Source organism: Streptomyces sp. NRRL F-5630, from assembly GCF_000719475.1.
Lineage (GTDB): Bacteria > Actinomycetota > Actinomycetes > Streptomycetales > Streptomycetaceae > Streptomyces.
Genome location: NZ_JOGO01000069.1, coordinates 57,384 through 70,566, shown reverse-complemented (window position 1 = coordinate 70,566; position 13,183 = coordinate 57,384). Strand labels below are relative to the sequence as shown.

12 protein-coding genes are annotated in these 13,183 nt (G+C 74.0%); 6 read left to right on the top strand and 6 right to left on the bottom strand.

The features are described from left to right. Positions 1–141: 141 nt before the first annotated feature. Positions 142–282: a hypothetical protein gene (locus tag IF99_RS34480; RefSeq protein ID WP_199806556.1), complete on the top strand. Its 141-nt coding sequence runs from the start codon at positions 142–144 to the stop codon at positions 280–282. 307 nt (positions 283–589) lie between these two features. Beyond that, a complete protein-coding gene (locus IF99_RS0124885) occupies positions 590–931 on the top strand; it encodes a 5-carboxymethyl-2-hydroxymuconate Delta-isomerase (RefSeq protein WP_030999533.1) in 342 nt (113 codons plus the stop codon). Here IF99_RS0124885 and IF99_RS0124880 read toward each other — a convergent pair. Then, positions 920–2,203 (bottom strand): FG-GAP repeat domain-containing protein, encoded by a 1,284-nt coding sequence (locus IF99_RS0124880; protein WP_030999532.1) that lies wholly within the window; start codon positions 2,201–2,203, stop codon positions 920–922. The two genes, IF99_RS0124885 and IF99_RS0124880, sit on opposite strands and share 12 nt — an antisense overlap. A 155-nt stretch (positions 2,204–2,358) precedes the next feature. Continuing rightward, entirely contained in the window at positions 2,359–3,117 is a 759-nt protein-coding gene (locus IF99_RS0124875) for a phosphoglyceromutase (RefSeq protein WP_030999531.1), read from the bottom strand. A gap of 240 nt (positions 3,118–3,357) precedes the next feature. On the opposite strand from IF99_RS0124875, the gene IF99_RS0124870 reads away from it, so the two are divergent. Further along, positions 3,358–4,665 carry an MDR family MFS transporter gene (locus tag IF99_RS0124870; protein WP_234340842.1) on the top strand — a complete coding sequence of 436 codons (1,308 nt, stop codon included), beginning with the start codon at positions 3,358–3,360 and terminating at the stop codon, positions 4,663–4,665. 5 nt (positions 4,666–4,670) lie between these two features. Here IF99_RS0124870 and IF99_RS0124865 read toward each other — a convergent pair whose 3' ends face one another. The 3 genes from IF99_RS0124865 to mshA form a co-directional block, all read right to left on the bottom strand. Beyond that, a complete protein-coding gene (locus IF99_RS0124865; RefSeq protein ID WP_030999529.1) occupies positions 4,671–6,620 on the bottom strand; it encodes a hypothetical protein in 1,950 nt (649 codons plus the stop codon). Between the two features lie 421 nt (positions 6,621–7,041). Beyond that, positions 7,042–7,593 carry a YbjN domain-containing protein gene (locus IF99_RS0124855; protein ID WP_030999527.1) on the bottom strand — a complete coding sequence of 184 codons (552 nt, stop codon included), beginning with the start codon at positions 7,591–7,593 and terminating at the stop codon, positions 7,042–7,044. 18 nt (positions 7,594–7,611) lie between these two features. After that, positions 7,612–8,997 (bottom strand): D-inositol-3-phosphate glycosyltransferase, encoded by a 1,386-nt coding sequence (mshA, locus tag IF99_RS0124850; protein WP_030999526.1) that lies wholly within the window; start codon positions 8,995–8,997, stop codon positions 7,612–7,614. Between the two features lie 350 nt (positions 8,998–9,347). Here mshA and IF99_RS0124845 point away from each other — a divergent pair, with 350 nt between their 5' ends. From IF99_RS0124845 to IF99_RS0124835, 3 genes are all read left to right on the top strand, one after another. Continuing rightward, entirely contained in the window at positions 9,348–10,160 is an 813-nt protein-coding gene (locus IF99_RS0124845; RefSeq protein WP_030999525.1) for a hypothetical protein, read from the top strand. 307 nt (positions 10,161–10,467) lie between these two features. Further along, positions 10,468–10,977, top strand: a complete 510-nt coding sequence (locus IF99_RS33690) for a hypothetical protein (protein WP_030999523.1) — start codon at positions 10,468–10,470, stop codon at positions 10,975–10,977. Between the two features lie 249 nt (positions 10,978–11,226). Further along, positions 11,227–12,669 carry a PP2C family protein-serine/threonine phosphatase gene (locus IF99_RS0124835; protein WP_030999522.1) on the top strand — a complete coding sequence of 481 codons (1,443 nt, stop codon included), beginning with the start codon at positions 11,227–11,229 and terminating at the stop codon, positions 12,667–12,669. 131 nt (positions 12,670–12,800) lie between these two features. Here IF99_RS0124835 and IF99_RS0124830 read toward each other — a convergent pair whose 3' ends face one another. After that, positions 12,801–13,145 (bottom strand): DUF2516 family protein, encoded by a 345-nt coding sequence (locus tag IF99_RS0124830; protein ID WP_030999520.1) that lies wholly within the window; start codon positions 13,143–13,145, stop codon positions 12,801–12,803. Positions 13,146–13,183: the final 38 nt, after the last annotated feature.

The following is a 13,183-nucleotide window of genomic DNA, read 5'->3' as shown; positions in this document are numbered from 1 at the left end:
GGCCTGGGCGGAGCCTCGGGGCGGGGCGGGGGGGCAACGAGGCGGAAGGCCCGAGCCGCCCACGCCCCCACGCGCCGTTGACGCCCCCCGCCCCGCGCGGTTCCCCTGGACACGAGGTACGCCCCCGATCCAGGAGGACCCATGCCCGAGACCCCTGACGAGACCCCCACCCCCGCCGAGGGCAAGACCCTCCCCCTCCTCGGCGCCTGCGGCTGCGGCTCCGGCTGCGGCTGCGGCTGCCAGTCGGGGGGACCGTGCCAGTGCGGGGGCTGCTCCGGCTGACCTGCCGCGTCGCCCGGCGGACCGGCCGCGATACCGCTCTGCCGCGCCCGCCCCCGCGAGGCCAGAGGTCTCGCGGGGGCCCGCACCGCCGCGAACGGCTCCCCCTTCTGCCCGACGTCCAGCGCGGGCCGCCCCCGCGCGACCTCCCACTCCCGTCCGCCCAGCACCAGTGCCCTCATGGCGGCCAGCCCACGGCCGGGGCGTGACCGGGGTCACCGCTCCCCCGTACCAGCCGCCGCGGGCTCCGCGCGAAAATGGGTGGTACGCCCATCGAGCCACGATCGGGGGAGCCGGAGCGGAGCCGTCCATGCCACACATCACCGTCGACTACACGGAACGGCTGGACGACACCCTCTTCGACCGACGCGCCTTCGCGAAGGAACTCGACCCGCTCGTCGTCACGGAGTCGCAGTCCGCGGGGGTGGGCAAGATCTTCTTCCGGCCCGCGCCGCTCACCTTCGTCTCCGGCGAGGAGCACCCGTACGTGCACGTCACGGTCGCGCTCCTGCCGAACCGCTCGCCCGCGCAGAAGGCGCACCTCTCGGACGCGGTGCTCGCGCTGCTGGGGCGGTACGTGGCGGGCGGGCCGCATGTCGTGACGTCCGTCGAGGTGCGGGACCTGCCGGACTCGTACCGCCTACGAGTCTGAGTCCCGCAGGCCCACGAGGTCCCGCAGGCCCACGAGCCGTCGTTCCCCGGCGCCCCCTTGCCCGTCGCCCTCCGTCACGAGCAGGTCCTGCCGTCCGTCACCGGTCTCCACCGCCCGTTCCGCGAGGACGGGACTCTTGCCGAGACGCCGCCAGGGCGCGGAGCCCAGGCCGTGCGCCGAGCCGCCGTGCAGCACGGTGAGCGTGTCGGTCTCCAGCCAGCGGTCGGGCGCGGCGCGGACGGCGAGGTCGTCGCAGCCGTCGCCGTCGAGGTCGGCGGTGAGCACGCCGAGCCCGAAGCCGCCGCGCGGGGCGCCGCCCTCCAGGACGACGGGGTGGGCGCGGTCCTTCCCGTACACGACGAGGACGCGGCCCCGCCGGTTTGCGAGAGGGGACTCGCCGTCGTCGTCGGGGACGCCGCTGTCGCCGATCGCGAGATCGGGGAGGCCGTCGCCGTCGTAGTCGCCGACGGCGACGGCGTCGCCCGCGGGCAGGACGCGCGCCGCGCCGAAGCCGCCGCCGCGCTTGCCCGGGAGGAGGTACGGGGTCGCGTGCGCCCCGGGTGCGTACTCGATGAGGTCGTCCACCCCGTCCCCGGTCGCCTCGGCGGCCACGAGCGTGAGGCCGGAGGCGAAGGCGGGACGGACACTGTCGGGCGTGCGGCGCACCTCCGTACGGGCCGGGCGGCCCTCGCGCGTGAACGGCCCGTACAGGACGACGAGTTCCGCGTGATCGCTGCCGACGCGGAGCGAGGCGAGGTCCGGGTGGCCGTCGCCGTCGAAGTCACCGGTGACGGGCGGGTGCGCGGTCTCGGCGTCCGGTGCGTAGGGGAAGCGGAGGCGGGTGGGGGCGGCGGCGTGCGGGCCGCCCCAGCGGACGGCGGGGCGCGCGCCGGTCACGATGTCGTCGGCGCCGTCCCCGTCGAGATCGGCGACGGCGGGAATGCCCGTCGCGGAGCCGCCGACCGGCTCCTGCTGCCCGCGCAGACCGAAGTCCTTCTGCGTGAAGTAGGCGGTACGGGCACCGGCGCCGCCCCCGTACCGCACGTATATCCGCCCCGTCTCGACACCCGTGCTGCCGTCCCCGCCGGTCTCCAGGAGGAGGTCCCCGTGCCCGTCGCCGTCGATGTCGGGCCCCCGCTCCGGCTGTCTGGCCTCCGCCTGGCACGCGCTCCCCTCGACGGTCCGTGCGAGGCCGTCATTGGCGGAGGCGGTGCCGACGGCGCCGAGCACGACAACACCGGTCAGAGCGAGGGCGATCCGAGAACGTTCCATGCCCCCCACCCCAGCACGAGCCGAAGAACTCGTCACCACCGACGCCGAGTCACCACGTCTCCCCGCCCGGGACGTACGAGGTGACCTACGTCAACCGCCCACTCCACAACGGTGCCGTCCCCTTCCCCGGGGACGGCACCGTGTGCGGGGCCGGGTTACTTGCGGCCCTGGTTCTTCACCGCTTCGATGCTCGCCTTCGCCGCCTCCGGGTCGAGGTACGTGCCGCCCTTCTTCACCGGCTGGAAGTCGGCGTCGAGGTCGTAGGCGAGGGGGATGCCCGTGGGGATGTTCAGGCCCGCGATGTCGGCGTCCGAGATCTGGTCGAGGTGCTTGACCAGGGCGCGGAGGCTGTTGCCGTGGGCCGCGACGAGGACCGTGTGGCCGGCCTGGAGGTCGGGGACGATCGCGTCGTACCAGTACGGGAGCATCCGGACGACGACGTCCTTCAGGCACTCCGTGTCGGGGCGGGCGTCCGACGGGATCGTCTGATAGCGCGCGTCGTTCGTCTGCGAGTACTCGGCGCCGGCCGCGAGCGGGGGCGGCGGGACGTCGTAGGAGCGGCGCCACTGCTGGAACTGCTCCTCGCCGAACTCGGCGAGCGTCTGCGCCTTGTCCTTGCCCTGGAGCGCGCCGTAGTGCCGCTCGTTCAGGCGCCAGGAGCGGCGGACGGGAATCCAGTGGCGCTCGGCGGCCTCCAGGCCGATCTGCGCCGTGCGGATCGCGCGCTTGAGGAGCGAGGTGTGGACCACGTCGGGGAGCAGCCCGGAGTCCTTCAGCAGCTCGCCGCCGCGCAGGGCCTCCTTCTCGCCCTTCTCGGTCAGGTTGACGTCCACCCACCCGGTGAACTGGTTCGTCGCGTTCCACTCGCTCTCGCCGTGGCGGAGCAGGATCAGCTTGTACGGTGCGTCGGCCATGGCCCCGAGCGTAATCCACGGGTACGGCCCGCGCCGCGCCCGCCCGGCGCCTTCAACGGCCTGCTCGAACGGGCGCGGCGGGGCTCTTCCGTACGGTCGCCGCGCGGCCCTTTCGGCGCCCTCGCCGGGAGCCGCCGACGATTGACGGGCGGCGTCAATCCAGTGGCTCCGCGCGCCCCCGCTTCGTACGGTGTCGATGGCCGTTCGGCCGCTTACCGCAGCTTGTCCCGAGGGGGTCCCATGTCGTCCGTCGCACGGGTGCGCAGCGCTCTGCGCGAGAGCGTGTCGGGGCTCCCGCCCGCCTTCTGGTGGCTGTGGACGAGCACGCTCATCAACCGGCTCGGCGGCTTCGTCTACACGTTCATGGCGATCTACCTGACCGTCGAGCGCGGTTACTCCGCCTCGTACGCGGGTCTCGTCGCCGCTCTCTTCGGGCTCGGCGGCGTCCTCGCCTCGCTCGTCGGCGGGGTGCTCACGGACCGCTGGGGACGGCGGCCCACGATGTTCACGGCGCAGGCGGGGACGGCGCTCGCGGTCGCGGTGCTCGGCTTCGTCACGCACCCGGTCGCGATCGCGGGTGTCGCGGCGGTGGTCGGTTTCGTCAACAACGCCTCGCGGCCCGCCGTGCAGGCGATGCTCGCCGACCTCGTCCCGGCAGAGGACCGGGTCCGCGCGTTCGCGCTGAACTACTGGGCGATCAACCTCGGCTTCGCCGTCTCCTCCGTCCTCGCCGGTTTCGTCGCCGAGTACAGCTACCTCGCGGGCTTCCTCGGGGAGGCCGCCCTCACGATGGCCTGCGCGGTCGTCGTGTTCCTGAGGCTGCCGGAGACCCGGCCGGAGCGCGCGGCGGAGGACAAGGGGCGGCGCGAGGACGAGGTGGGGCTGCGGACGGTGGCGCGGGACGGGCGCTTCATGGCCGTCGTCGGGCTGTCGTTCCTCGTCGCGCTCGTCTTCCAGGAGGCCCAGGTCGGGCTGCCGATCACGATGGGGCGGGCGGGCTTCTCCCCCGCCGACTACGGCAGCGCGATCGCGCTCAACGGCGTCCTCATCGTCGTCCTCCAGCTCCCGCTGACCCGGTTCATCCAGCACCGCTCCCCCGGCCGCCTGCTCGTGCTCTCCTCGCTCCTCGCCGGGTACGGGCTCGGGCTCACCGCCTTCGCGGACTCGATGGCCGTGCTCCTCATGACCATTACGGTGTGGACGCTCGCCGAGATGGTCAACGCGCCGACCCAGACGGGTCTGGTCGTCCAGCTCTCGCCGGTCCGGGGGCGCGGGCGCTACCAGGGCGTGTACGGGCTCTCGTGGTCGGCGGCGGCGCTGGTCGCGCCGCTGATGGCGGGGGCGATGATCGACCACCTGGGGGCCGGGTGGCTGTGGGGCTCGTGCGCGGTGCTCGGGACGGTGGCGGGGGCGGGGTACGGGATCGTCCTGCGGACGGCGAAGGGGGCGGGTGAGCCGGGACCCGCCTCTCGGGGCTCCGCCTCGGTCCCCGCTCCCCGCCCGCCGGAAGGGGCTGGACTCCCGGGCACCCGGGCGCCCAGCCCCTGAGGTCGCTACTTCGTGAAGTACAGGTACTTCCACGGGCTGTACGCCGTGCTGTTCACGTTGTCGCCCGAGCTGTTGTTGAGGTACGCGGCGCGGATGCGGAAGCGGAGGCCCGCCTCGTCGGGGTGGCCGAGGTTGAAGACCGTCTTCCCGCTCGTACCGAGCGCGAAGTAGTCGGTGGCCGTGTCCCGCCACTTGCCCAGGTAGTAGAACTCCATCTCCAGGCGCTGCTTGCGGCCCTTGTAGTAGTTCATCTTCGTCGTCGCGAACGCGTCCTTGTTCTTGTGGTAGTACGCGTACGTGTGCGAGCCGATCCTGCCGTTCTTGTACTGCTTCGACAGGCTCAGCGAGACCTTGGCCTTCGCGTAGGCCGTGACCTTGACGGACTTGGGGGCGTAGCGCGAGTCGCCGGTGAACTTCGCGGTGAGCTTCGTGTCGCGGGTCATGCCGACGGTCGCGCTGAGGTCGCCCTTGGAGTTGACCTTGGCCTTCTTGACGAGCTTGTTGGGCTTGTCGCTCCCGTACGGGTCGGCCCACAGCTCGACGGTGCGGTTCTTGTACGTGGAGCCGAGGTGGGCCGTGAACTTCACGTCCGCCCCGTACGCGTAGACCTTCTTGTTGTTGTTGAGCTTGAGCGCCGGCGTGGCGCGCGAGACCTCGACGCTCCTGGACGCGCTCGCCGCCGGGTGGTCGGCGTCGCCCGCGTAGGAGATCTTGTACGTGACCTTGCCGCCCGCCGGCGGGGTGTCCGTGAAGCTGAACGCGCCGCCGGTGCCGAGGGACTTGGCGCTCAGCGTCTTGCCCTTCGGGGAGTCGAGGTCCGTGCGGACGACCTTGAGCGGGGTGCTCTTGGGGAGGGCGAGGGCGGACTTCAAAGTCCCCTTGATGGTGAGGGACTTGGCGCGGGCCGCCTTGGCGGGGGCGGAGACGGTGAGGGTGGTGGGGTATGTGCGGGCGCTGTCGAGGAAGTTGATCTGGGTGCCGCCGCCGGGCATGGAGCTGAGGGCGAGCAGCCGCTTGCCGCCCTCCACCCACAGGAGGGAGTCGGCCCCGGTGCCGACCGACGTGGTGTCCTTCACGACGGGGCGGACGGCGGCCGGGCGGGCCGGGTCCTGCGGGAAGACGTGGAGCTGACCGCCGTCCCCCCAGGTCGTGGCGGCGACCGCACCGTCCGGGGCGCCCGCGACGGCGTACGGCGAGTCCCGCGTGAACGGGTACGTGCGGGCCTTGACGAGATCCGGGAGCCGGTAGGCGACGAGCGCGTCGGGCCCGCCGCCACCGACGAGGAGCGAATGGCCGCCCGCGCCGAAGGTCACATGGCGGGCGTCGTTCCCGGAGTGCTCGGTGGAGACGCGGAGTACGGGGCTCGCGCCGGTGACGTCGTAGGTCGCGAGCGTGGACGTTGCCCCGTGGTGCGTCACGACGAGGAGGGCGCCCGGGTCGGCGGGATCGGAGTACACGCGGCTCGGCTCGTCGCCCACGTCGAGGGTGTTCAGGGTCGCGGCGGGCTGCTCGGCGCCGAGATCGACGGAACCGATGCCCTGGTAATGGCTGAACCACAGGCGGCCCCCGGCGAAGGCCAGTCCGCCCACGGAGCGCTGACCGGGCACCGGGTACTCGGCGGTCTTGCCGAGGCTCGCCGTGTCGTAGGCGGCGAGCGTGCCGGAGTCCGTGAGCACGGCGTAGAGGGTGCGGCCGTCGGGGCTGAGCTGGAGGTCCGCGACGTGCTCGGTGCTGCCGAGCGTGGTGACGTTCCTGCCCTGGGCGTCGGTGACCTTGATGCCGTACTGGGTGGCGAAGAAGAGGTGGTGGTGTGCGCTGTCCTCGGCGACGTCCGAGACGTAGACCATGGTGGTGCGGACGGCGGAGTCGGCGGCTGCCGAAGGCGCGGCCGTCAGGGCCGCGGAGCTGATGAGGGCCGCGAGCGCGGTCGCTGCGGCGAGAGTGCGGGTACGCACGGTGTTGTTCGAACCCCCCGGAACGAAGTGAGTGGCCGTCGTGGGAACGCGGTCCGCGCCGCACGGAGTTGTGCGGGGATTGTGGGGTTCCTGTAACGGTGAGCGGATCCTAAGCCATGGCCCGGACATTCCGCGCGGGGGATACCGCTCAGGCCCCGCGCCGGAACAGCCCCGCCCACAGGAAGTCCGCGCCGAAGAGGCCCTCGTCCAGGTCCGGGACCCGCATCGGGCGCAGCTCCTCGCAGGTCAGCGAGGCGGGCGCGGTCGCGAAGATCGCGCGGAGCGCGTCGGCGGGGTAGGCGAGGCCGCCGTGCAGAGAGCCCGCGAACTCGCCCCGGTAGAAGGCGGCGTCGGGCAGTTCGGAACCCGAGTGGGGGTGGCCGCTCGCGAAGCACGGATGGCCAGGCGGGAGTCCCGGGCGTCAGCCGCGCGGCGCGTCCGAGGTGGGGCTTGGCCCCTCGCCCGGGTCTCCGCCCTTCTTCTTCTCCCCCGTCAGCCGTCCGAACGCCTCCAGGTTCCGTGTCGACTCGCCGCGCGAGACGCGCCACGCGTACTCCTTGCGGATCGCGTCGGCGAAGCCGAGTTCGAGGAGGGTGTTGAAGCTGCCGTCCGCCGCTTCGAGCACCGAGCCGAGGAGGCGGTCGAGTTCGCCGGGGGTGACGGCGCAGAGCGGGAGGCGCCCGGTGAGGTAGATGTCGCCGAGGTGGTCGATCGCGTAACTCACGCCGTACAGCTTGAGGTTGTGCTCCAGGAGCCAGCGGTGCACGGCGGGCTCGTTGGCGTCGGGGTGGCGCACGACGAAGGCTTGCACGGAGAGGGTGTGCTTGCCGATCAGGAGCGAGAGCGTCGTGGAGAGCTTGCGGGTGCCGGGGAGCTTGACCACGTAGGAGCCCGGCCCGGGGCTCTCCCACTCCAGCTCCGCGTCCTCGAGGAAGGCGGTCAGGACGGCGTCCGGGCTCTCCGCTGCGCTCATGTGCTCGTACCTCCCAGGTCAGACGTGCTGCGAGCGTACGCGACGCCTGCGTTCCTGCACGGCGGCGGCGTACACGTCCGCCGTCGCGGAGGCCGCCGTGTCCCAGCCGAACGACAGCGCGTGCCGCGCCGCCGCCTCGCCCATGCGGGCGGTCAGCTCGGGGGCGTCCACGAAGCGCGCGAGGCGGGCCGCGTAGTCGGCGGGGTCGTGGCCCCGTACGAGGAAACCGGTCACGCCGTCCCGTACCGCCACCGGGAGGCCGCCGACCGAGGCGGCGATCACCGGCGTGCCCGCCGCCTGCGCCTCGATCGCGACGAGCCCGAAGGACTCGCTGTAGGAGGGCATGACGAGGACGGACGCGGCGCGGAACCAGTCGGCGAGCTGCTCCTGCCCGACGGGCGGCTGAAACCGTACGACGTCGCTGATGCCGAGCCGCGCGGCCAGCTTCTGGAGCCGCTCGGGCTTCGCGAGGCCGCTGCCGGAGGGGCCGCCGACGACGGGGACGAGGAGGTGGCGGCGCAGGTGCGGACGCTCGCCGAGGAGGTGGGCGACGGCGCGGAGGAGGATGTCGGGCGCCTTGAGGGGCTGGATGCGGCCCGCGAAGAGCGGGATGAGGGCGTCCTGCGGGAGGCCGAGGCGGGCGCGGGCCGCCGCGCGGCCGTCGTGGGGACAGAAGCGGTCGAGGTTGACGCCGGGGTGCACGACGGCGACGCGCGCGGGGTCGGCCGCGTAGTGGCGGACCAGTTCCTCGGCCTCCTCGTCGGTGTTCGCGATGAGGCGGTCCGCGGCTTCGACGACCTGCGTCTCGCCGATGACCCGGGCGGCGGGCTCGGGGGTGTCGCCCTCGGCGAGCGCGGCGTTCTTGACCTTGGCCATCGTGTGCATGGCGTGCACGAGCGGCACGCCCCAGCGCTCGGCCGCGAGCCAGCCGACGTGGCCGGAGAGCCAGTAGTGCGAGTGCACGAGGTCGTAGTAGCCGGGGCGGTGCCCGGCCCAGGCGCGCATGACACCGTGCGTGAAGGCGCACAGCTGCGCGGGCAGGTCCTCCTTGTTGAGGCCCTCGTACGGTCCCGCGTCGACGTGCCGCACGAGGACCCCGGGGGCCAGCTCGACACACGGTTCGAGTCCGCCCTCGGTGGCGCGCGTGAAGATCTCCACCTCGATGTCGTGGGCGGCGAGGCGGCGGGCGAGCTCGACGATGTAGACGTTCATGCCGCCCGCGTCACCCGTACCCGGCTGGTGCAGGGGCGAGGTGTGCACGCTGAGCATGGCGACGCGGCGCGGGGCCCGGCGGCCGGGACCCGGCAGGCGCAGACGGCCCGCCTGCGCGGCGAGCCGGCCGGTGCCGGCCCTCCCGCCGGGGGCGGTCGGCCGGAGCCCGAGCCTCGACACGTATTGGCTCACGGGGCGTCCTCCTTGCGGCGTGCGGTCGGCTGCGGGGCTTCGCCGTGCGTCGCCCCGCACGTGACGTCGTCGTCCGCGCGAGGCTCGGTACGGCGCGGGGCGGGCTCCCCACGCCGTAGGGGGCCGCCTCGCGGGCCCGTGCCCCGTCCGCCTCGCGCGTCCCACGCGGTACGGGCGGAGAACAGCCCTCAAGCGGGAACACCGGACGTGCGGAGTCCATTTCCCCGGGGAGGGCAGCGGCCGTTTCTTTACCCAACCCTGACCGTCCGGTGATCAATACTGACGGACAGCGACCGCCCGGGCGCCTTTGCCCGCTTCCGCACCTCCCCGCTCCCCGTACCCTCGGAGCCATGAACCCGCGCCCGTCCCCCGCCCGCCCGGTGGGAACGGTGACGCGCGGGACGACGAACCCGAACCGGCTGCGGCGCATGGACCGCTGGATCGCGCGCACGCACGGCCCCGCGCTGCGCCGTGCCGCCTCCCCCGTCGCGGTCGACCTCGGCTACGGGGCCGCGCCCTGGACGGCGGTCGAACTGCTCGGACGCCTGCGCGCGGCGGCTCCCGGGGTGCGGATGTACGGGGTGGAGATCGAGCCCGCGCGCGTGGCGGCGGCGGCCCCCTACCGGCGCGAGGGGCTCGACTTCCTGCACGGCGGCTTCGAGGTGCCGCTCCCCGGGGGCGCACGGCCGCTGCTGGTCCGGGCGGCGAACGTGCTGCGGCAGTACGACGAGGTGGAGGTCGCCGGGGTCTGGGAGCGGCTGTGCGCGCGGCTCGCGCCCGGCGGGCTGCTCGTCGAGGGGACGTGCGACGAGATCGGGCGGCGGCACGTGTGGATCGCGCTCGGCCCCGAAGGCCCCCGCACGGTCACTTTCGCGGCCCGCCTCGCGAGCCTGGACCGCCCCTCGGACCTCGCCGAACGCCTCCCGAAGGCCCTCATCCACCGCAACTTCCCCGGCGAGCCGGTCCACGCCTTCCTGCGCGACGCCGACCGCGCCTGGGCGACGGCGGCCCCGTACGCGGCGTACGGGGCCCGGCAGCGCTGGACGGAGACGGCACGGACGCTGCGGGCGGCGGGGTGGCCGCTGGTGGGGCGTGAGGAGCTGTGGCGCGAAGGGGAGATGACGGTGGCGTGGGGGGCGGTGGCGCCGAAGGGGTGGGGATGAGGAGGTGGCAGTGAGGGGGCCGGGGTGAAGGAGGCGGGGGCGACGGGGGCTCCTGCGGAGAAGCGAGGGAGGGGGGCGGCGGATTCACAGCGAACCGGCGCTTCGTGCCTCTGTCGCCACACGGGGGCGGCATGGCACGATTCGGGTGGGTTACTTGCGGTAAGGGGCCTTTGACGGCCGGATACGCCGGACAGGCGGGGCTCCGGACAGGCGGGGCTCCGGACAGGCGGGGCTCCGGACACGCCGGGCTCCGGACACGCGGACGGGCGGGGCTGAGGGACAGGGGGCGGGGACGTTGAACCGTGACGTGAGCGCGGCACAGGGCCGGGTGCGGGACGAGGACGGGGCCGCGTCCGTGGGGACGGGGGCGCCGGGCGCGGGAGTGGTGGCGCCGGGGGCGGGGGCGCCGGGTACGGGAGCGGGGGCGTGGGGTACGGGGGCGGAGGCGCCGCGCCGCCGGAGGGGAGGGCGTCGGCTGCTGCTCAGCGCGCTCGCCGTCGTCGGCGCCGCCCTGGCCTTCTCCGCCCCGCGCCCCGGCCGCTCCGTCACGGTCGCGGGCGTCGGCTCCATGCACATCCTGGGCGCGGTCCGCCCGGACCCGGAGGCGGCGGCCAAGACGGAGCCGCAGGACGGGAAGAAGACGAAGACGGACGCGAAGAAGGACACGAGGAAGAGCGCGGACGAGGGCGCCGGGCACGGTTCCGGACACGGCGCGAAGCTCGACACGACCGGTGCCGCGAAGCAGGGCGCGGCAGCTTCCACGAAGGGTGGCGCCGCGAAGGACACCACGGCGGACGGAAGCCCCGCCCAGGGCTGAGCCCGGTCCCGTGACCCACGCCACGAACTCCCCGCCGGTTGCACCCTCCCGGCGTGACCTTCGTCGTGCTCTCGGCGTGCCGGCCGGAATCCGTCGTACTGGGCGTACTTGGGTTTTCGGCCGGTGCGGCGAGAGTGCGTACCGGGCGTCGCGCGGCAGAGGCGGGATTGAAGACAGGCCCTAGGGTCCCCGTCGTTGGGTCGCCGTTCGGCGTCCCGTCGTGGCCTCGGAGGGAGGCGAAGGAAGCCGATGCCCGCACCCGGGAAAAACGGAAGCCGGCCAGGACCGGCCCACGTGGCGCAGTCCACGGCTCCCCGCACGCACCCCGAACCGGTCACCGTGGGTGACCACCCCCGCGCGGGCCTCTACGGCGCCGGGCTGCTCGCCCATGGCACGGGCCTCACCGTCACCCCCGTGCCGCCCGCCGGGGACACCCCGGCCGAGCCGGGCGAGGGCGAGGGCCCCGGAAAACCGGACCCGCGCCAGGAGACCGCGTGTTCGGACGCCCCGCCGTCCGCGACCCCCGCCACGGGCGGGGGCCATCTCACGCTGCTCCTCGTCGAGAACGACCCGGCGGGCGCGCTCAGCATCCCCGAGATGCTCGACGCCTCCGGCAAGCCCGTCCGCGTGCGGACCGCGCGCAACCTCACCGAGGCCGCGCGGCTCCTCACCGACGACGTGCACTGCGTGCTGCTCGACCTGAACCTCCCGGCGCCCGGCGACGACGACCCGCTCGCCGTGCTGCGGCGCCTCCTCGCCCTCGCCCCGCACCACGCCGTCCTCGCCCTCACCGCGTCCGAGGACTTGGAGGGCGGTACGGAGGCGGTCCGCGTCGGGGCGCAGGACTTCCTCGTGCGCGACGAACTCGACGCCCGGGTCCTGAGCCGCGCCGTGCGCTACGCCGTCGAGCGCAAACGCGCCGACACCGCGCAGCGCCAGCTCACCGAGGGCCGCCTCCGCGCCCAGGAGAACGCCCGCCTGGAACGCGGACTGCTCCCGACCCCGCTCCTCGAAGGCGCCCCGCTCCGCTTCGCCGCGCACTACCGCCCGGGGCGTTCGCGCGCGCTGCTCGGCGGCGATTTCTACGACACCGTGCGCACCCCGGACGGCACCGTGCACGCGATGATCGGCGACGTGAGCGGGCACGGCCCGGACGAGGCGGCCCTCGGCGTCGAGCTGCGCATCGCGTGGCGGGCGCTGACGCTCGCCGGACTGAGCGGCGACCGGCTCCTCGCGACGCTCCAGGAGGTCCTGGAGCACGAGCGGGAGGACGAGGAGACCTTCGCGACGCTCTGCGCCGTCGACATCGCGCCGGACGGCCGCAGCGCCGCGATGTGTCTCGCCGGGCACCCGGCTCCGGTCGTGCGACGGGGCGGCGCGCGCGCCGAGTTGCTGCCGCAGGAGCCCTGCGGGCCCGCGCTCGGCCTGCTCCCGCGCGGGCGCTGGCCGCGCACGCAGGTCGGCCTGGGGCCGGAGTGGTCGCTCATGCTCTACACGGACGGCCTCATCGAGGGCCGGATCGGCGCGGGCAGCCTCCGGCTGGGGCAGGAGGGGATGCTCGCGCTCGTCCGGGAGCACCAGGGCGCGGGACTGCACGGCACGGAACTCCTGGAGTCCACGGTGCACGCGGCCCGCGACCTCAACGGCGGCGAACTCACCGACGACGTGGCGGCGATCCTCCTCGCGCGCTGAGCCCTGCGCGGCGCTCGGACGCCGGGCCCGGCGCGCGCCTCAGGCCATGGGGTCCGCTCCGTGGGACTCGGCTCGCGGGGCTCCTCCCGGGGGCTCAGCCGGTGGGCCCCTCCGGGCCCGGCCCCCGGGAGTCAGCGTCCGCCGTTGTACGGGCCGTACGGGCCGTCGCTGCTCGACCCGCCGCGCCGCCGTCCACCGCCCGTGACCTGCTTGAGCGCCGGCCGTACGTCCACGACGTACACGATCGCGGCGACGAGGCCGATGATCGACAGGAACGACATGGGGCCGATGCCGAAGATGAGCGCGACCGCGAGCGCCAGCCCGAGGATGACCGCCCAGAACGGCTTCGTCTTCTTGTCGGCGGCGCGGTACGCGTCCTCGCGGCGGAAGAGGCTGTCGAAGAACGCGTAGGCGCAGAAGAGAGTCAGCGCCAGGGACAGCAGGGACAGGAAGTTGCCGAAGCCCTGCATCAACACGATGGCCACCGCCCGGTTCGTTCGGTCGTTCTCTTACG